Here is a 16,196-nt window from a genome sequence, read left to right as displayed (position 1 = left end):
AGGGCACCCACCGTCTTGCATCGAAACGGTCCGGTGATCTTGCGCATGTGAAGTACGGCGAGTTCGGATCCGCAAGTGCTCATCGCCTGGAAGATTCCTCGAGCGCGCCCCGACGATGAAGCCGCTTAAGCTGACTACATTGATCCTGCCACAACGTCGCCCATGGCTGGCGCAGCACCGGGTCGAGGCGATGCTGCGGTTCGCGCAGCAAGGTCTCGATCACCGTCGGCGCCAGCAAGGTCAAGCGCAGCAGGCGGCGCACTTGGGTGATGTCGATTTGCTCGGCCTGCGCGATCTCCACCACCGACGCCGCCCGCCCCTCATGGAGCAGCCGCTGCCAGTGGTGCGCCAGCCCAAGCGCACGCAACAACGCCGTGTCCTTGGCTTCGGTGCGCGCCGGGCCGGCCCACGTCGAGTGAACCTCCACACCTTTCGGTGCGCCGGGCGGCGCGATCACCGCGCGCCGGATGCCGCGCTGCACCAGCCGCCAGGGCACGAAGGTTTCCAGTTTCACGCCGCCCGCCGGCGTCGGCAGTTTCTGGGTGACCGGCGCTCCCTCGATGCGTCCCCGGTGCTTCGTGCTCACGCTTTCTCCTCGAAGCGCCGCACGATCTCGCGCTGGGCCGCCCAGTCCACCGGCAGCGGGTGGCGCTGGAACCAGATCAGGCTCATCCGGCGTGGCTGCCGCCCGGCCATCAGCAGCTCGACGATGTCGGGCGCGAGCAGCGTCAGGCGCAGCAGCTCGTTGACCACCGAGTGGTGCAGCCCTTCGGCACGCGCGATGGCCGAGCCGCTGGGCATCGCGCCGCTGTCTAGCAGCCGTTGCCAGTGGAAGGCCCGTGCCATCCCTTCGATGAGCGTGCTGTCGTGCGCGTCCCGGTCCTCGGCCTGGTGCTGAACCAGCCGGCGCACGCCGCGCCGCCGCAGGGTCAGCGGCACGAAGGTCTCGAGCGTCCCGTCCTTCATGCCTCGACCTCCAGCAGCTCGGCGCCGATGCTCCTGGGCGCGAACTCGCCGATCAAGGCGTCCCAGCCCAGTTCGCGCCACTTCACCCGGATGCCCTGCATCTCGTCGGTGTGGACGAGATCGATGCGCTCGATCATCAGGTTGGCGATGCGGTGCTGCTCGACCGGGAAGAGCTGATCCCACACGTCGTTGAGGCGCCCCATCGCCATCACGACCGTGGCCTCGTCGATCGGCGCGCCCTGGCGTTGGATGTGGCGCACGACGGCGGCGATGGATTCGGGGCTGGTCAGCACGGTGCGGATCTGGGCCACGACCGCCGCCTCGATCTCGCGGGCGGGCAGGCGCTCGTAACTCTTGCCCGGCGCGCCGAAGCGACTCTCGGACTTGGAGACGTAGTAGTGATACTTGCGTCCGTTTTTGCGCGAGTAGGTCGGGTACATGCGTTCGCCCGAAGGGGCATAGAGCAGTCCCCGTAGCAAGGCGTCGGTGCGTGACCGGATCTTGGTCTCCACAGAGCGCGCGTGGCTGTCGCGGGCCAGCACCGCGTGAACCTGGTCCCACAGCTGGCGTTCGATGATCGGCTCGTGCACGCCGGGGTACCACTGGCCCCGGCTCGACAGCTCCCCGAGGTAGATGCGGTTGCGCAGCACCTTGTGGATGTACTTCTTGTCGATACGTGTGCCGGTGCGAACCCGCCCGTCCTGCGTCGTCCACGCCTTGGTCGTGATGCCCTCGGCAGTCAGTCGAGCAGCGATCTGGGTCGGCGAACCGATTGAGAGCATCTCCTCGAAGATGCGGCGCACCACGGCCGCCTCGGCTTCGTTGATGACCAGTTGCCGGTTCGCCACGTCGTAGCCCAGTGGCGGCACGCCGCCCATCCACAGCCCCTTCTTCTTGGCCGCGGCGATCTTGTCGCGGATGCGCTCACCGGTGACCTCGCGCTCGAACTGGGCGAAGGACAGCAGGATGTTGAGCGTGAGCCGCCCCATCGAGGTCGTGGTGTTGAATTGCTGGGTCACCGAGACGAAGGACACGCCCTGGCGCTCGAACACCTCGACCATCTTGGAGAAGTCGGCCAGGCTCCTCGTCAGGCGGTCGATCTTGTAGACCACCACGATGTCGATCAGCCCGCGCTGGATATCGGCCATCAGGCGCTTCAAGGCCGGGCGCTCGGTGTTGCCGCCCGAGAAGCCGGGATCATCGTAGTCGTCGGCGACAGAGATCCAACCCTCGCTCCTTTGGCTAGCGATGAAGGCGTGGCCCGCCTCCTTCTGCGCGTCGATGGAGTTGAACTCCTGGTCGAGCCGCTCGTCCGAGGACACCCGGCAGTAGACCGCGCAGCGTTTGCGCGCCTTAGTGGAGGCGATTTCCGTCATCAGGCGCCTCCTTTCAGACCGAAGAACAGCGGGCCGCTCCAATGCTGGCCGGTGATGTGCCGAGCCACCGCCGTCAAGCTCTTGAAGGTGTGGCCCTCGTACTCGAAATGGCCCTCGGCATTGACCGTCACCCGATGCTCGCGCTCGCCCCATTCGCGCAGCAGCACGGTGCCCGGTGCGAAGTCGAACTTGCGCGGGCGCGCGCGCAGTTTGATCTTGGAGTGCTTCGCGCCGATGGCCTCCAGACGCTGGCGCGTTTCGGGGGCCAGTCCGCCGAAAGCTTCTTCCTGCAGCTTATAGGCGATGCGGGATTCGACGTGCGTTCGATTCGGATGTTTGGGCCGGCGTTCGAAGTACCGGTCCCAGATGACCCAGAGCTCGGCCATGGGCAGGTGGCCCAGTTCGGCGATCCGCGCCGCGACGGAAGCTTGTTTCTCGTTCATCACAACTTCTCCTGTTGAGAGGGGGTTGTATGAACGCGCTGATTGGGCAAGAAGCCAAGGGCCACTTCTCTCCTTTTTGGCTCATTCGCGGCAAGGGCGCGGACAACGGCGGCGGCAAGGATGGTGGTGATCTCGCCAGCACGGGCGCTGGCGCTCATCTCTGCCGGAGATGCAAGTTCGAGGTTTGTCATGACGGCTCCAGGGAATCGAAACCGTCACGGATGATGTGCGCAGATTTCCGAAGCGGATCGCAACGCCGATCAATCGGCGCGGCGCGCTGACGCCTCAACGGCGGTCAGACGTCTTCGGTGACTGCTTCGATCGCAGCGCTGCGCGTGTCGCTGTCATCGACGACCACTCGATCGAGTGGGGTCAGCTTCAGCTGCCACGCCCGCGTGCCTGGGACCCTTTCGAGATAGTCGCGCCAGGGCGAGTGCTTGCCGGTGAAGAGGTTGGCCGGAGACGTGCAGCCCGTGCCGGCCATCAGCGCCTTCGTGTTGACGTGGGGCGTTCCTGCGGCCCAGGCCTCCACCAGCCGCTGCAAGACGGCGATCCTTGCTTTGCCCGTGACCCGCCACGGCGCCTTGCCCGGAAGGTACAGCGTCGCCGCGTGACCATCGGGGGCGACCTTGAGCGTCACCGTCGACCCGCCCATGGCCGCCAGTTGCCCGTGGCGATAGGCCACCTTCAGCCGGTCCAGGTCGATGGCGCTGCCGTTGCCCGCATCGGCGAGCACATCCTCGATGGGAATGACGACATTGGTGCCGGCGAATGGCAGCGGCGTCGAGGTCGTCGTCAACACCACGCCCGCCACCGGGCGCGGACGAAGCCTCAGCGCAGCGTCGACTTTCGCGTACGCGCGCTCGTGGGACATCCTGGAGGCGAAGTACAGCGCCACGGCATGGCCGTCGATGTCGATCTCGCCAAGGAACACCGGCTCGTCGTCGAAGTGCCGACTGCGGGGTCCTTTCAAGGCCGATCCCAGCGCCGTGATCAATTCCTCGCGCAACCAGTCCAGCTGCACCTTCCAGCGCCGGGCGAGGCGGGCCGGCATGACCACGTCGTTGCCCGTCATAGGATCGCGGTAGCGCACGGTGTCGGCATCGGCGCAACGTTCGAGCACCACCTTCATCGGCTCGCCTTCGTCGACGGGAACCGACAGCTCGGCAATGCGCTCGCCTTCGATGAGGATGCCTTCGTCCTGCAGCCGCTCGATGTCGATGCCGAGCTTATGCAGTGCGAAGCCGTCCATCGGGCTGCTGGCGCTCTCCAGAAGCCGGGCCACCTGCGCGATCAGGCTCGGATCGTCCCGCCCGCAGCCCGGGTGCAGCGGTTTGCGCACCCCCAGGGCCTCGAGCAGTTGCATCCCGGCGCGGCGCAGGCGTTGGTCTTTCTCGCCAGCCAGGCTGCAGCGACCGGGCTCGGCCAGCACGATGGCCAGCGGGGTGGCCGCCGTCTCCCCCTCGAACACCAGTTCGGCCACCAGGGTCACACCGAGCAAGGCACCAGGCTGCGCGAAGGGGTGGTTGCCCCAGCGCTCGTCGATCACCTCGTGCAGTTCTGCGCCGCTGTCGATGTGCAGCGTGACGGCGTCCGTGGCATGCCCAAGCAAAGCCTTGGCTTCGGTCAGATACAGCCGCTCGATGCGGCCCCCGTCGATGCGCGGCTTGGTGTCCTTCAGTGGCCGCGCAAAGCGCGACAGATCGTAGCGCGAGCGGTCCAGCGGGCGGTTCGACAAGGGGGCCTTGAAGCCGTGCCGGGACAGCACGTTGGCCAGCGGCGCACGGATGCCCAGTGTCGGGGCAAAGACTTCGACGAGCCCACGATGGGGCGCGTAGATCAGGGTGGCGTCGCGCGCCGGGAAGTAGAAGAAGCTCTTGCGCTGGCGGTTGCGCATCTCCACCGCGGCCACCTGATCGCCGGCGAAACGCACCACGAGGTAGTGCGTCGTCTGGGTCTGGCCTTGCCGGTTCGGCTCCTCCATGGCCACGTGGATGACCTCGCAGGGCTCGGCCAGCCGCATCGCCTCGGTGAGTTGCGCTTCCAGCCGGTCCTTGACCTCATCGTTCCACAGGAAGGGCGGCGCCTCGCCAGGCACGTCGAACGCGTCGTGCAGGCGTTTGAGCCCCTTCAGGTCCTGGGTGTTGACGATGGACTCGGCAGTGTCGAAGAGCTTGATCGAGGCCTCGCTGTGCGTGCGCATCCACACCGCGCGACCGACCTCGCCGCCTTCTTGCGCACGAAACCGTGCGAGCAGGTCCTCGTCGTAGAGCTGCTCGGCGACGGTGGCGAGGATGGCGGCCCCGCGCACGGTGCTCAGGCGCAGCACCCGCAAAGCTTCGCGCTCGGCCGGATCGCGCTGCTCCTTGCGCAGGTGCTTGATGTGCTCGATGAGGGCAGCGCTCAGCCCCTCGTCGGGCTGCGTCCAATCAAACCCGCGCTGCAGTCCCAGGCACTCGGGCAGGCCGGCGAACAGCTTGAGGACTGAGGCCGGCACGCGCTCGACCAGCTCCAGCAGACAGTGTGCGTTGGTCAGGGTCTTCTTGCCCATGCTCCCTCCGATACAGCGCGGTGCCTCACATGGCCATGACCCATGGGCGCATCACCGCCACCGATTGCGTCAGCCCCTGCGCCAGCAGGGTGTCCAGGTAGTCGTCCGCCGACTTGGGCGGGTTCTTCAGATTGCGGCGGTGGCGGGCGACTGCTTCGAGCACGCCGGCCGGGTGCAGATCCAGCAGATCGACGATGAAGTCGTCCGGATGCTGCGCCGCGAGGTTGTAGGGCTTGAGCGCCTCAGCGGGGAAGTCCTTGAGGTTGAAGGTCACGATGAGGCTGGCGCCGGCGTGGATGGCGGCCGCCACCACATGGCGGTCGCTGGGGTCGGGCAACTCGATCGAGGCAATCAGGTACTCGAAGCCGGTGACCAGGCAGTCGCGGACGTGGGCGTTCATCAGCCGCCGCGTGCGCTCGAGTTGCTCGGCAGTCAGATCGGGACGGCTGGCCAGCACGTGGCGCATCCACTCGTCGTGAATCCTGTCGCTCCAGCGCGCCCGGTACAGGTCCGACAGCGCCAGATGCATCAACAGATCGCGCAGGGGCGCGGGATAGAGCACGCAGGCGTCGTAGACGACGGTGAAGTGCGAGCTCATCCGCTCAGTACCCCATGCCGAGTTCCTGGGCCTGCGCGGCCAGTTCGTCGAGGGCCTTGCGGCGCTCGGCATCGATCCGGTGCTTGTAGGCGATCACGTCCTGGTAACGCACCCGACGATGCGTGCCGATCTTGTGGAACGGGATCTCGCCTTTTTCCAGCAACTGCACGAGGAAGGGCCGCGAGACGTTGAGCAGGTCGGCCGCTTCCTGCGTGGTCAGTTCGGCGTGGATGGGGATGACGGTGACGGCATTGCCCTGGCCGATCTCGGTCAGCACGTCCAGCAGCAACCGCAGCGCCGTCGTCGGCAGCGTCACTGAGCGCACGGCGCCCTTGTCGTCGTGGAAGTCGATCTGCTGGGTCTCGGCGCGCGTTTGCAGCACCGTCGAGAGCACGCGCCCGGATTCCCGAGCCAGCGCGACGTCCTCGGCCGAGGGCAGCGCATTGGGGATGGTGGGGGTCGTCATGGGGCTCTCCTGGTCGGATCGGATGCGATAGGGGTCATTGTAAACGAAACAAACGAAATCGCAATAACCGAAAAGACATTGTTCTAACCATACAAATCAAAGACTTAAGGCGCATGCCTGGCTCGCCACCGGTCGGGCCGCGCCCCGTGATCGCCTAAAAAGCACTCGCCCAAGCCCAAAGCGCCGGGCAATTCAATGAGGGCTCCCAAACAGAAGGAGCCCCGCCATGCAGAAACACCCTGCATCTGTTCGATCCACCCGGAACTTCTATCCGGCACCACCCGAAGGCACGACGCCGGTCGCGCTCAACGAGTTCGAACTCGCCGCCCGCTGGCGACTGTCCGTCCACACCCTGCGCCGCTGGCGGCAGGAGCAGCTGGGCCCGGTCTTTTGCAAGCTGGGCGCACGCGTCACCTACCTGATCAGCGATGTCGAGGCCTTCGAGCGGCGCGTCTCGCGCTACTCGACCTTCGCACGGGCATACCAGTGAGGGGGCGGCCATGAGCGACCTCACCCTCTACCCCGCCGACATCGCCGCGATGTCCGTCGGCCAGCTGGCTCAACTCCCGCCCGCCCAGAAGGCGGAGATCAGCCGCCACCTGGACGAAGCGCTCGCCTGGCTCAAGCAGGCCCGCGCCAAGTTCGACGCTGCGCTGGAGGCCGCCTACGGCGAGCAGGCCCGTGCTGCCCGCCTCGAGGCGGGCAAGGACTTCGGCGTCGTGCACCTGAAGGACGGGCTGCTTCGCGTGACGATCGATGTCCCGAAGCGCGTGTCCTGGGACCAGGCGCAACTGGCCGCCATCGCCCGGCGCATCGCCGCCGCCGGCGAGAAGGTCGAGGACTACCTGGACGTCGAGTACGCCGTCTCGGAATCGCGCTTCTCCAACTGGCCGCCGGCACTGCGCGCCGGGTTCGAGGCCGCCCGCACCGTCAAGCCCGGCAAGCCCACGTTCCGGCTGGCCCTCGTCTCGGAGGAGTGATCCATGAGCACCGAACTGATCCCGTTTGATTTCGAAGGCCGTCCGGTCCGGGTCGTCACGGATGCCCAAGGCGAACCGTGGTTCGTCGCGGCGGATGTGTGCGCGGTTCTTGAACTGCCGAACACCACCCGCGCCCTGGCGCGACTGGACCCTGACGAGCAAGCCCTGATCTCAATTCAGGGCATCTCGCGCGGCAATGACCAGGTCAACGTCGTCAACGAGCCCGGCCTCTACAGCCTGGTGCTGGGTAGCCGCAAGCGCGAGGCCAAGCACTTCAAGCGCTGGGTGACACACGAGGTGCTGCCGGCAATCCGCAAGACGGGCAGCTACACGGCGCCAAGTGCACGCCCGACCCTGCCGGCACCCACCCAGGACCGCGTCGCCGCTCTGCTGCTGATCGGCGAGGCCGTGGCCAAGGTGCCGGGGGTCAAACCCGGCATCGCGATGGCGGCCACGCTCACCTGCATCCAGAAGAACACGGGCTTGGCGGTCGAGACGCTGCGCCGCGCCCTTCCTGCCAGGGACACTGCCGCGAACGAGGCAATCTGCTCGCTCAACGCCACCCAGCTCGGCAGGCTGCTGGGCCTGTCGGCCAAGGCCACCAACCAGCGTCTGGCCGCGCACGGCCTGCAGTTGCGCAACGAACGCGACGAGTGGGAACTGACCGAGGCCGGCGAGGCCTGGGCCGAGGCGATGCCGTACTCCCGCAACGGGCACAGCGGCTACCAGATCCTCTGGAACCCTCTGGTGGCCGAGCGGCTGAAGGAGGTGGCGTGATGGCCCTTCCCATCATCACCGCCGATGAGCGGCTGCGCGAGAAGCAGGGCGTCAAGCTCGTGCTGCTGGGCAAGAGCGGCATCGGCAAGACCAGCCAGTTGAAGACCCTGCCCGAAGCCTCGACCCTGTTCGTCGACCTCGAGGCTGGCGACTTGGCCGTCAAGGACTGGCGCGGCGACTGCGTGCGCCCGAGCACCTGGCCGGAGTTCCGCGATCTCGTGGTGTTCCTCGCCGGCCCGAACCCGGCGTTGCCGGCGGATGCGCCGTACTCCGAGGCGCACTACCGGCATGTGTGTGAGCGCTACGGCGATCCCGCGCAACTGGCCAAGTACGACACCTACTTCGTCGACAGCATCACCGTGCTCGCGCGCCTGGCACTCGTCTGGGCCAAGACCCAACCGCAGGCCTACAGCGAGCGCACCGGCAAACCCGACACCCGGGGCGCCTACGGCCTGCTCGGCTCGGAACTCATCGGGGCGCTGACCCACCTGCAGCACGCGCGCGGCAAGCACGTCGTGTTCGTCGCCATCCTCGACGAGCGCCTGGACGACTTCAACCGCAAGGTCTTCGTGCCGCAGATCGAGGGCGCCAAGACCGCCGCGGAACTGCCCGGCATCGTCGATGAAGTCGTGACGCTGGCCGAGATCAAGGCCGAGGACGGCTCGTCCTACCGCGCCTTCGTCTGCCACACGGTGAACCCCTACGGCGTCCCGGCCAAGGACCGCTCCGGCCAGCTCGAGTTGCTGGAGCCGCCGAACCTGCGCGCGCTGATCGACAAGTGCGCCGCCGCCACTCGAATCCCGACATCCAAGGAGTAAGCCATGACCGATTGGTGCGATTTCAACGACGCGCAGCAGCAGCCCAGCTTCGACCTGATCCCCAAGGGCACGCTCGCCCGCGTGCGCATGACGCTCAAGCCCGGGGGCTTTGATGACCCGGCCCAGGGGTGGACCGGCGGCTACGCCACGCAGAGCTTTGAGACCGGCTCGGTGTATCTCGCGGCCGAGTTCGTCGTGCTGGAGGGCGAGTACGCCCGGCGCAAGCTGTGGAGCAACATCGGCCTGCATTCCCCGAAGGGCCCGACCTGGGGCCAGATGGGCCGCAGCCTCATCCGCGCGATCCTCAACAGCGCCCGCAACGTCCATCCCCAGGACATGAGCCCGCAGGCCGCCGCCGCGCGGCGCATCCAGGGCTTCCACGAGCTCGACGGCATCGAGTTTGCGGCCCGCATCGACGTCGAGAAGGACGGCCGCGGCGAGTTGAAGAACGTCATCCGAAACGCCGTCGAGCCCGACCACCCGGACTACGCCCGCCTGATGGGGCTGCCGCCGAAGAACCCCGGCAGTGGTTCCACCGGCGCGCCCGCCGCAGCAACCCCGCCGCGCACGACGCCGCCCGTCAACCCGCAACGCCCCGCCATGCCGGGCAAGCCCGCCTGGGCGCAGTGAGAGGAGGGGCGATGAAAACGAGCGAAGCGAAGTTTCGCGAAGCCGAAGGCGAGAGCGAATGCAATGAGCGGCAAGTGCTGGGTCTGCAAACGACAGGCGCGCGGCTACGGCCACTCGGACCTTCGGCATCCGGTGGGCGACGCCCGGCGCTATCCGATCGACTGGGTGTTCTGCTCGCGGCGTTGCCAGGAGGCGTTTCACGCGCTCTACGGTCAGTGGCTGCGGGTGCAGGAAGGACGCACGCCCAAGACGGAGGTGGCCATGATCGACCCGTCTGACGTCGAACTGGCCGCGATGAAGAAGTGCCTCAAGGCCTTCGGCGCGGCGGCAGAAAGCATCGGCTTTGCCAAGCCGCTGGGCGAGTATTCCGAGGCTGAGGCGATGCAGGTGATCGACGCCATCGTCACCTGCTACACGGACGCGATGGTCGAGCACCACGAGGCGACCAAGTATCCGCCGGTGCGGGGCTTGAAAGACCCGGTGTCCGACCCGTTCGCCGACCTCGAGGACGATCTGCCGTGGGAAGAACCGAAGGCTCAAGCGCAGACGGCACGCACGGCAGCACCCAAGGAGGCGCGGCGATGATGGACTTCAACGCCTCCAAGAGCCTGTCGGGTCAGCTCACGGCGCTGATCGACGCCGGGCTGCAGCAGTCTCGCGCGGCGCAGCCTCGCCGCACCTACCTGGGCGCCTCGCGCCTCGGGGTCGCCTGCGAGCGCGCGCTGCAGTACGAGTTTGCCGACGCCCCGGTCGATCCGGGTCGCGAGACCGACGGCCGCCTGCTGCGCGTCTTCGATCGCGGCCACGTGATCGAGGACTGCATGGTCGGATGGCTGCGTGCCGCGGGCTTCGATCTGCGCACGCGTAACGACGCGGGGGAGCAATTCGGCTTCTCGGCGCTAGACGGGCGCCTGCAGGGCCACGTCGATGGCGTGCTCGTCGCCGGGCCCGACCTGGGCTTTGGGGCTGGCTATCCCGCGCTGTGGGAGAACAAGTGCCTGGGCGCCAAATCGTGGCGCGAGTTGGAGAGACATCGCCTCGCGGTCGCCAAGCCCGTCTACGCCGCCCAGGTCGGGCTCTACCAGGCCTATCTCGAACTGCACGCGCACCCGGCCCTGTTCACGGCGGTGAACGCCGACACCATGGAGATCCACGCCGAGCTGGTGCCGTTCGATGCGGCGTTGGCGCAGCGCATGTCCGACCGGGCGGTCAAGGTCATCACGGCCACCGAGGCGGGCGAACTGCTGCCGCGCTCGTTCTCCGATCCCACCCATGTCGAGTGCCGGATGTGCCCATGGCAGGACCGGTGCTGGAGGGCTGCGGCATGAGGACCCGATCCGTATCGACGACGGGCGCGATTGGCGAGCCCATGATCGACGCCAAGCAAGCCGCGGCCAGCCTGCGCCTGCCGTACTACTGGTTCGCCGATCCAATGATGCGCGCCAAGCACCGCATCCCGCACTACCTTCTGGGTGGGCTGGTGCGCTACCGGCTGTCGGAACTGCAGGTTTGGGCCTCGCACCACGCGAGAGCCATGGCCCGCAGCGCGTCGGATGGCAGCGAGGAGGGCGGTGCATGATCGATTTCAACGCTCTCCCGGACCCGCCCGCCGACGCCGACCCCACCGCGCGCCGCGAGGAGATTCGCGCCGCCCTGCTCGCGAGGCTGGAGTCGGTGCTGTTCACCCTGTTCCCCGCTGGAAAGAAGCGCCGCGGCAAGTTCTTCATCGGCGACGTGCTCGGCAGCCCGGGCGACAGCCTGGAGGTCGTGCTCATTGGGGACAAGGCGGGACTCTGGACCGACCGTGCCGAAGGCTCCGGCGGCGATGTGTTCCACCTGATCGGCGCCCACTTCGGCGTGGACGTGCACGGCGACTTCGCCCGCGTCCTCGACCTGGCCGAGGACCTCGTCGGCCGAGCGCCCACGGCGCCGCCGCGCAAGGCGGCCAAGAAGGCCTCGATCGACGACCTCGGCCCGGCCACCGCCAAGTGGGACTATCTGGATGCACAAGGGCGCCTCATCGCCGTGGTCTACCGCTACGACCCGCCCGGGCGCAAGAAGGAGTTCCGGCCCTGGGACGCCAAACGGCGCAAGATGGCACCGCCCGAGCCGCGGCCGCTGTACAACCAGCCGGGGATCCAGGACGCCGCCCAGGTCGTGCTGGTCGAGGGCGAGAAATGCGCCCAGGCCTTGATCGAGCTCGGGATCGTGGCCACCACCGCGATGCACGGCGCCAACGCCCCGGTGGACAAGACCGACTGGTCGCCGCTCGCCGGCAAGGCCGTCCTCCTCTGGCCCGATCGCGACAAACCCGGCTGGGACTATGCGATGGCCGCGGCGCAGGCCGCACTCGCCGCCGGCGCCGCCTCCTGCGACGTGCTGCTGCCGCCCGACGACAAGCCCGAGGGGTGGGACGCGGCCGACGCCGTCGCCCAAGGCTTCGACGTCGCCGCCTTCATCGCCTCGGGCCCGCGGATGAGCATCAAGCCAGCACTTGGGCAGCCCACGCAGGAGCCTTCCGTCTGGGCCACCGACGACGCGCTGGCGCTGAGCTTCACCAGCCGCTACAGCGAAGACTGGCGCTACTGCGCCGCCTGGGGCAAGTGGCTGGTGTGGGACGGCCGGCGCTGGCAGGCGGACGAGACGCTGTTGGTGCACCACCTCATCCGGGCGATCTGCCGCGAGGCCGCCCTCAAGGCCGACTCCCACCGGCTGGCGGCCAAGCTCGCCGCGAGCAGCACGGTCGGCGGCGTGGAGCGGCTGGCGCGCACCGACCGGCGGCACGCCTCCACCTCGCAGGAGTGGGACGCGGATCTGTTCGCGCTCAACACGCCGGGCGGCGTGGTCGACCTGCGCACCGGGCGGCTGCGCCTCCACGACCGCGCCGACCGCATGACCAAGCTCGCCACCGCCACGCCCCGCGGCGACTGCCCCCGCTGGCGGGCGTTCCTGGCCGACGTCACCGGGGACGATGCCGACCTGCAGGCCTACCTGCAGCGCATGGTGGGCTATTGCCTCACCGGCTCGACGGCGGCGCATGCGCTGTTCTTCCTCTACGGCACCGGCGCCAACGGCAAGTCGGTGTTCGTCAACACCGTGGCCACGATCCTGGGCGACTACGCCACCAGCGCACCGATGGACACCTTCATGGAGGCGCGCGGCGACCGCCATCCGACCGATCTGGCGGGCCTGCGCGGCGCGCGCTTCGTCTCCTCCATCGAGACCGAGCAGGGCCGGCGCTGGAACGAGTCCAAGGTCAAGGCCCTCACCGGCGGCGACAAGGTCTCGGCGCGCTTCATGCGGCAGGACTTCTTCGAGTACACGCCCCAGTTCAAGCTGGTGATCGCCGGCAACCACAAGCCCGCGATCCGCAACGTCGACGAGGCGATGAAGCGCCGGCTGCACCTGATCCCCTTCACCGTCACCATCCCGCCCGAGCGGCGCGACGCCATGCTGACCGACAAGCTCCTGGCCGAGCGCGACGGGATCCTCGCGTGGGCGGTTGAGGGTTGTCTGGCCTGGCAGCGCGAGGGGCTCCAGCCCCCGGCCAGCGTGGTGTCGGCCACCGCCGAGTACTTCGACGAGGAGGACGCCGTCGGCGACTTCCTGGACGAGGAGGCCCAGCGCCACCCGCAGGCCCGCGTGGCCGTGGCCGACGTGTTCCAGCGCTGGCAGGACTGGGCCGGCCGGCGCGGCGAGTACGTGGGCACGAGCCGCTGGCTCGCGCAGCAACTGGCCAACCGCGGCTTCGAGCGCACGCGCATCCACGGCGGCGTCAAGGCCCTGGCGGGCCTGTCGCTCAAGCCCAAGGACTACGGCGTACGGCTCCCGTACCGAGACGACTGAACCCCGAGGGTGACCGAAGGTGACTGGTCCAAGGATTGAATCTCTTTACGCGCGTACGCGCGCGCAGGCGGAAGGTTCATTCCCCACGGCGGTCACCTTCGGTCACCGGCAACGACATGAACGAAGGACTGCACCCATGCACACCACGATCCTGGCCCTGGACCTGGGCACCACCACCGGCTGGGCGCTGCGCGGCAGCGACGGCCACATTACCAGCGGCACCGAATCCTTCAAGCCCCGACGCTTCGAAGGCGGCGGGATGAGATACCTGCGCTTCAAGCGTTGGCTCACCGACATCAAGCAGTGCGCTGACGGACTCGACTGGGTGGTGTTCGAAGAAGTGAGGAAACACGCGGGTGTTGATGCGGCGCATGCCTACGGTGGCTTCATGGCGCAGCTCACCGCCTGGTGCGAGCAGCACAACATCCCGTACCAGGGCGTTCCGGTCGGCACGATCAAGAAGCACGCCACCGGCAAGGGCAACGCTGGCAAGGCCGAGATGATCGCGGCCGCCAAGGCACGCGGCATCACACCGGTCGACGACAACCACGCTGATGCGCTGGCGCTGCTGGACTGGGCAATGGCCCAAGGGGGTGTGGCATGAGAACCAGCACCGCTTCCATCCCCTGCGCTCTCGGGCGCCTGGCCCCGGCGTCACCCGCCAGCAGCGACGAACTGCGTGCCATGCGCGCCGCTGCATGGCACAAACAAGGCATTGTGGTCGTGCCGCTGGAGGACATCTACGACGACTGGGACCGCGCATTTCTGTCTGGCATCGCCACCAAGCTCTACGGTGCCCGTACTGCGGCTTCCCGCAAGAGCACACCTTGGTCAGAGGGCGAGGTCATCGACCGGGGCGATGGCGAGACCTGGACGGTGGTGGCGACCACGGGCAAGTCCGTCACGGTGCAACGCAGCCGCGATGGTGCGCTGGCGACCCTCGGGCAACTCGGGGAGGCACGGCCATGACCAAGAAAACCCAACGCGCCAAGGCCCGTGCCGAGAAGAAGCCGCGTATCGGCGAGGAGCACATCCGCCCGGATGGCAGCGTGATCCGCTACGTGCGTGAGGAGGACGATGACCGCAAGCCCGTCGACCACTACCGCACTGTGGATACGCTGGCGCTGATGCTCCGAAACGGCAGCATCACCGGTGCCATGCACGATGCCGGCCAGCAGTTCTCGCAGGACTTTGCGAGGGCATTTGCCAGTGGCGTGGCCAGTCCCAAGCTCGATGGTTTGCCGCGTAGCACGGTGCCGGGGCAGATGATGGTCGAGAAGAACGCTGGTGCTGCGCGTGCCGTGCGGAATGCACTGGATGCGGTGGGCGGCAGTGGCAGTCCAGCCGGATCGGCGCTCTGGTACGTGGCCGGATTGGGGCAATCGGTCCGTGAGTGGGCACTTCGCCAAGGCTGGGCCGGCAAGGCAATCTCCCTGCACGAGGCCAAGGGTATCCTGATCGCTGGGCTGGGCGTGTTGGCTCGGTACTACGGTTATGACCGCAGTGGAAGCGGCCGTCACCGACGAACAGCATCGGCCGAAGCCACGCCTTGACAAAGGACTGGGGGCTGAGTTTAATAACTGTTATTAGTCGTCAGGAGAAATTGCGATGCCGACCAGTGTTGCGCTCAGCCCCCACTTCGAAACCTTCATCCGCCAGCAGGTCGACTCGGGCCGCTTCAACAACGTCAGCGAGGTCGTCCGCGCCGGACTGCGCCTGCTCGAGGAGCGCGAAGCCGAGCAAGCTGCCAAGCTGCAAGCACTGCGCGAAGCGATTGCGGTGGGCCTGGCCAGCGGGCCGGACCTGTCGGAGGAGGAAGTCTTTGACGAGTTGGAAGCCAAGCTGCAAGCGATGGCTGAAAAAGCCGAATGACGCGCTTGGTCTATACCCCGCAGTCCAAGAAAGATCTGAACGACATTGGCCTGTACATCGCTCGCGACAACCCACGGCGGGCGATGAGTTTTGTGCGCGAGCTGCGCGAACAGTGCCGAAAGATCACGCAGGCGCCCAAAGCCTACCGGCTACGGCCAGAGCTCGGCAAAGGCCTGCGCTCATGCGCCTACGGCAACTACGTCGTGTTTTTCTTCGAGGAGCCCGGTCTGGTGCGCATCGTCCGGGTGTTGCATGGCGCGATGGACATCGAAGCGCAGTTCGCTGAAAAAAATGCAGCTCCCGACGCCAAAACCTAGTTGAATCTTTGTACATGTAAGGTATAGTAATCCTGTACTGCTGATAACTGCGCCCACCCGATTCGTTCCGGTGGGCGCTGTCGTTTCTGGGCCTGGCGTTCGCCTCTCTGCCCAGCGCTGGAGACTCCCCCATGAAACTTCTCATCACCCGCCCGGTGGTCGTCACCGGCGACGGCGGCACGCGCTCGTTCGTTCCAGGTCTGACGGTCGAGGTCGATGCCGCCACTGCCGATCAGATCCTGGCGCAACAAGCTGGCATCGCTGCCGAGCCTGTTGCAAACGCCGAAGCGCCAGCCACTCCTCGCCGCCGGAAGTCCGCCGATGCTGAAACTTGACGTCACCGCCGATGTGGCCAAGGCCACCGAGCATCTCTCGGAGCTGGCCGCCAAGCGTATCCCGGATGCCGCCGCCCAGGCGCTCACTCGCACGGCGACGTCCCCCCGGTTTTGAGTAGCGCCGCGATCTGGAGTCCAATCCCCAACGACAAGGAGATTGGACGTGAAGAAGCGTTTTACCGAAGAGCAGATCATCGGCTTCCTGCGTGAGGCCGAGGCCG

At 67.3% G+C, this 16,196-nt stretch carries 24 protein-coding genes; 16 read left to right on the top strand and 8 right to left on the bottom strand.

Annotated features, from left to right (window positions below):
* Window positions 1–79 precede the first annotated feature (79 nt).
* The 8 genes from Taqua_RS11275 to Taqua_RS11240 all read right to left on the bottom strand — a co-directional run bounded on the left by Taqua_RS11275 (window position 80) and on the right by Taqua_RS11240 (window position 6,400).
* The gene (locus Taqua_RS11275) at window positions 80–586 is read right to left on the bottom strand and encodes a hypothetical protein (protein WP_024890395.1); all 507 of its coding nucleotides are present in this window, start codon (window positions 584–586) and stop codon (window positions 80–82) included.
* On the bottom strand, window positions 583–966 hold the full coding sequence (locus Taqua_RS11270; RefSeq protein WP_024890396.1) for a hypothetical protein: 384 nt from the start codon (window positions 964–966) through the stop codon (window positions 583–585). Before Taqua_RS11270 ends, Taqua_RS11275 begins: the two co-directional genes overlap by 4 nt.
* Entirely contained in the window at window positions 963–2,342 is a 1,380-nt protein-coding gene (locus Taqua_RS11265) for a recombinase family protein (RefSeq protein ID WP_144326736.1), read from the bottom strand. The genes Taqua_RS11270 and Taqua_RS11265 overlap by 4 nt, the downstream gene beginning before the upstream one ends.
* Window positions 2,342–2,785: a DUF2924 domain-containing protein gene (locus Taqua_RS11260; RefSeq protein ID WP_004869845.1), complete on the bottom strand. Its 444-nt coding sequence runs from the start codon at window positions 2,783–2,785 to the stop codon at window positions 2,342–2,344. The genes Taqua_RS11265 and Taqua_RS11260 overlap by 1 nt, the downstream gene beginning before the upstream one ends.
* Window positions 2,785–2,976 carry a hypothetical protein gene (locus Taqua_RS11255; RefSeq protein WP_144326735.1) on the bottom strand — a complete coding sequence of 64 codons (192 nt, stop codon included), beginning with the start codon at window positions 2,974–2,976 and terminating at the stop codon, window positions 2,785–2,787. Before Taqua_RS11255 ends, Taqua_RS11260 begins: the two co-directional genes overlap by 1 nt.
* A gap of 104 nt (window positions 2,977–3,080) precedes the next feature.
* Window positions 3,081–5,336: a hypothetical protein gene (locus tag Taqua_RS11250; RefSeq protein ID WP_144326734.1), complete on the bottom strand. Its 2,256-nt coding sequence runs from the start codon at window positions 5,334–5,336 to the stop codon at window positions 3,081–3,083.
* Between the two features lie 25 nt (window positions 5,337–5,361).
* The gene (locus Taqua_RS11245; protein ID WP_144326733.1) at window positions 5,362–5,934 is read right to left on the bottom strand and encodes a PIN domain-containing protein; all 573 of its coding nucleotides are present in this window, start codon (window positions 5,932–5,934) and stop codon (window positions 5,362–5,364) included.
* A gap of 4 nt (window positions 5,935–5,938) precedes the next feature.
* Complete coding sequence (locus Taqua_RS11240; RefSeq protein WP_004869856.1) at window positions 5,939–6,400, bottom strand: helix-turn-helix domain-containing protein; 462 nt, start codon at window positions 6,398–6,400, stop codon at window positions 5,939–5,941.
* A 226-nt stretch (window positions 6,401–6,626) separates the two neighbouring features.
* Here Taqua_RS11240 and Taqua_RS11235 point away from each other — a divergent pair, with 226 nt between their 5' ends.
* The 16 genes from Taqua_RS11235 (at window position 6,627) to Taqua_RS13740 (ending at window position 16,090) form a co-directional block, all read left to right on the top strand.
* Window positions 6,627–6,890: a MerR family transcriptional regulator gene (locus Taqua_RS11235; RefSeq protein ID WP_004869858.1), complete on the top strand. Its 264-nt coding sequence runs from the start codon at window positions 6,627–6,629 to the stop codon at window positions 6,888–6,890.
* A gap of 10 nt (window positions 6,891–6,900) precedes the next feature.
* The gene (locus Taqua_RS11230; RefSeq protein ID WP_144326732.1) at window positions 6,901–7,380 is read left to right on the top strand and encodes a hypothetical protein; all 480 of its coding nucleotides are present in this window, start codon (window positions 6,901–6,903) and stop codon (window positions 7,378–7,380) included.
* Window positions 7,381–7,383: 3 nt separating this feature from the next.
* A complete protein-coding gene (locus Taqua_RS11225) occupies window positions 7,384–8,157 on the top strand; it encodes a BRO-N domain-containing protein (protein WP_144326731.1) in 774 nt (257 codons plus the stop codon).
* Window positions 8,157–8,975 carry an ATP-binding protein gene (locus Taqua_RS11220; RefSeq protein ID WP_185969611.1) on the top strand — a complete coding sequence of 273 codons (819 nt, stop codon included), beginning with the start codon at window positions 8,157–8,159 and terminating at the stop codon, window positions 8,973–8,975. Before Taqua_RS11225 ends, Taqua_RS11220 begins: the two co-directional genes overlap by 1 nt.
* A 3-nt stretch (window positions 8,976–8,978) precedes the next feature.
* Window positions 8,979–9,605 carry a hypothetical protein gene (locus Taqua_RS11215; protein WP_144326729.1) on the top strand — a complete coding sequence of 209 codons (627 nt, stop codon included), beginning with the start codon at window positions 8,979–8,981 and terminating at the stop codon, window positions 9,603–9,605.
* A 63-nt stretch (window positions 9,606–9,668) separates the two neighbouring features.
* The gene (locus tag Taqua_RS11210; protein ID WP_072756152.1) at window positions 9,669–10,190 is read left to right on the top strand and encodes a DUF6511 domain-containing protein; all 522 of its coding nucleotides are present in this window, start codon (window positions 9,669–9,671) and stop codon (window positions 10,188–10,190) included.
* Window positions 10,187–10,933 (top strand): hypothetical protein, encoded by a 747-nt coding sequence (locus Taqua_RS11205; RefSeq protein WP_055424137.1) that lies wholly within the window; start codon window positions 10,187–10,189, stop codon window positions 10,931–10,933. The genes Taqua_RS11210 and Taqua_RS11205 overlap by 4 nt, the downstream gene beginning before the upstream one ends.
* The gene (locus Taqua_RS11200; protein WP_033371809.1) at window positions 10,930–11,184 is read left to right on the top strand and encodes a hypothetical protein; all 255 of its coding nucleotides are present in this window, start codon (window positions 10,930–10,932) and stop codon (window positions 11,182–11,184) included. The genes Taqua_RS11205 and Taqua_RS11200 overlap by 4 nt, the downstream gene beginning before the upstream one ends.
* Complete coding sequence (locus Taqua_RS11195; protein WP_144326728.1) at window positions 11,181–13,451, top strand: phage/plasmid primase, P4 family; 2,271 nt, start codon at window positions 11,181–11,183, stop codon at window positions 13,449–13,451. The genes Taqua_RS11200 and Taqua_RS11195 overlap by 4 nt, the downstream gene beginning before the upstream one ends.
* A gap of 136 nt (window positions 13,452–13,587) precedes the next feature.
* Window positions 13,588–14,055: a crossover junction endodeoxyribonuclease RuvC gene (locus tag Taqua_RS11190; protein WP_144326727.1), complete on the top strand. Its 468-nt coding sequence runs from the start codon at window positions 13,588–13,590 to the stop codon at window positions 14,053–14,055.
* Window positions 14,052–14,420: a hypothetical protein gene (locus Taqua_RS11185; protein ID WP_144326726.1), complete on the top strand. Its 369-nt coding sequence runs from the start codon at window positions 14,052–14,054 to the stop codon at window positions 14,418–14,420. The genes Taqua_RS11190 and Taqua_RS11185 overlap by 4 nt, the downstream gene beginning before the upstream one ends.
* Entirely contained in the window at window positions 14,417–15,004 is a 588-nt protein-coding gene (locus tag Taqua_RS11180; RefSeq protein ID WP_144326725.1) for a hypothetical protein, read from the top strand. Before Taqua_RS11185 ends, Taqua_RS11180 begins: the two co-directional genes overlap by 4 nt.
* 55 nt (window positions 15,005–15,059) lie before the next feature.
* A complete protein-coding gene (locus Taqua_RS11175; protein WP_144326724.1) occupies window positions 15,060–15,323 on the top strand; it encodes a type II toxin-antitoxin system ParD family antitoxin in 264 nt (87 codons plus the stop codon).
* The gene (locus Taqua_RS11170; protein WP_144326723.1) at window positions 15,320–15,640 is read left to right on the top strand and encodes a type II toxin-antitoxin system RelE/ParE family toxin; all 321 of its coding nucleotides are present in this window, start codon (window positions 15,320–15,322) and stop codon (window positions 15,638–15,640) included. Before Taqua_RS11175 ends, Taqua_RS11170 begins: the two co-directional genes overlap by 4 nt.
* A 131-nt stretch (window positions 15,641–15,771) precedes the next feature.
* Window positions 15,772–15,975, top strand: coding sequence for a hypothetical protein (locus Taqua_RS11165; protein WP_144326722.1), 204 nt, complete (start codon window positions 15,772–15,774; stop codon window positions 15,973–15,975).
* Window positions 15,962–16,090, top strand: a complete 129-nt coding sequence (locus Taqua_RS13740) for a hypothetical protein (protein WP_281287784.1) — start codon at window positions 15,962–15,964, stop codon at window positions 16,088–16,090. Before Taqua_RS11165 ends, Taqua_RS13740 begins: the two co-directional genes overlap by 14 nt.
* Window positions 16,091–16,196 lie beyond the last annotated feature (106 nt).

It is taken from the genome of Tepidimonas aquatica, assembly GCF_007556585.1.
Lineage (GTDB): Bacteria > Pseudomonadota > Gammaproteobacteria > Burkholderiales > Burkholderiaceae_C > Tepidimonas > Tepidimonas aquatica.
This window is presented reverse-complemented; position numbering and strand designations above follow the sequence as displayed.

Bases quoted from the DNA above. Each gene is read 5' to 3' on its own strand.
- Taqua_RS11175 (WP_144326724.1), top strand. From the start codon at position 15,060: ATGCCGACCAGTGTTGCGCTCAGCCCCCACTTCGAAACCTTCATCCGC.
- Taqua_RS11190 (WP_144326727.1), top strand. From the start codon at position 13,588: ATGCACACCACGATCCTGGCCCTGGACCTGGGCACCACCACCGGCTGG.
- Taqua_RS11240 (WP_004869856.1), bottom strand. From the start codon at position 6,400: ATGACGACCCCCACCATCCCCAATGCGCTGCCCTCGGCCGAGGACGTC.
- Taqua_RS11270 (WP_024890396.1), bottom strand. From the start codon at position 966: ATGAAGGACGGGACGCTCGAGACCTTCGTGCCGCTGACCCTGCGGCGG.
- Taqua_RS11230 (WP_144326732.1), top strand. From the start codon at position 6,901: ATGAGCGACCTCACCCTCTACCCCGCCGACATCGCCGCGATGTCCGTC.
- Taqua_RS11255 (WP_144326735.1), bottom strand. From the start codon at position 2,976: ATGACAAACCTCGAACTTGCATCTCCGGCAGAGATGAGCGCCAGCGCC.
- Taqua_RS11220 (WP_185969611.1), top strand. From the start codon at position 8,157: ATGGCCCTTCCCATCATCACCGCCGATGAGCGGCTGCGCGAGAAGCAG.
- Taqua_RS11215 (WP_144326729.1), top strand. From the start codon at position 8,979: ATGACCGATTGGTGCGATTTCAACGACGCGCAGCAGCAGCCCAGCTTC.
- Taqua_RS11260 (WP_004869845.1), bottom strand. From the start codon at position 2,785: ATGAACGAGAAACAAGCTTCCGTCGCGGCGCGGATCGCCGAACTGGGC.
- Taqua_RS13740 (WP_281287784.1), top strand. From the start codon at position 15,962: ATGCTGAAACTTGACGTCACCGCCGATGTGGCCAAGGCCACCGAGCAT.
- Taqua_RS11180 (WP_144326725.1), top strand. From the start codon at position 14,417: ATGACCAAGAAAACCCAACGCGCCAAGGCCCGTGCCGAGAAGAAGCCG.
- Taqua_RS11235 (WP_004869858.1), top strand. From the start codon at position 6,627: ATGCAGAAACACCCTGCATCTGTTCGATCCACCCGGAACTTCTATCCG.
- Taqua_RS11200 (WP_033371809.1), top strand. From the start codon at position 10,930: ATGAGGACCCGATCCGTATCGACGACGGGCGCGATTGGCGAGCCCATG.
- Taqua_RS11210 (WP_072756152.1), top strand. From the start codon at position 9,669: ATGAGCGGCAAGTGCTGGGTCTGCAAACGACAGGCGCGCGGCTACGGC.
- Taqua_RS11185 (WP_144326726.1), top strand. From the start codon at position 14,052: ATGAGAACCAGCACCGCTTCCATCCCCTGCGCTCTCGGGCGCCTGGCC.
- Taqua_RS11170 (WP_144326723.1), top strand. From the start codon at position 15,320: ATGACGCGCTTGGTCTATACCCCGCAGTCCAAGAAAGATCTGAACGAC.
- Taqua_RS11195 (WP_144326728.1), top strand. From the start codon at position 11,181: ATGATCGATTTCAACGCTCTCCCGGACCCGCCCGCCGACGCCGACCCC.
- Taqua_RS11165 (WP_144326722.1), top strand. From the start codon at position 15,772: ATGAAACTTCTCATCACCCGCCCGGTGGTCGTCACCGGCGACGGCGGC.
- Taqua_RS11245 (WP_144326733.1), bottom strand. From the start codon at position 5,934: ATGAGCTCGCACTTCACCGTCGTCTACGACGCCTGCGTGCTCTATCCC.
- Taqua_RS11225 (WP_144326731.1), top strand. From the start codon at position 7,384: ATGAGCACCGAACTGATCCCGTTTGATTTCGAAGGCCGTCCGGTCCGG.
- Taqua_RS11205 (WP_055424137.1), top strand. From the start codon at position 10,187: ATGATGGACTTCAACGCCTCCAAGAGCCTGTCGGGTCAGCTCACGGCG.
- Taqua_RS11250 (WP_144326734.1), bottom strand. From the start codon at position 5,336: ATGGGCAAGAAGACCCTGACCAACGCACACTGTCTGCTGGAGCTGGTC.
- Taqua_RS11265 (WP_144326736.1), bottom strand. From the start codon at position 2,342: ATGACGGAAATCGCCTCCACTAAGGCGCGCAAACGCTGCGCGGTCTAC.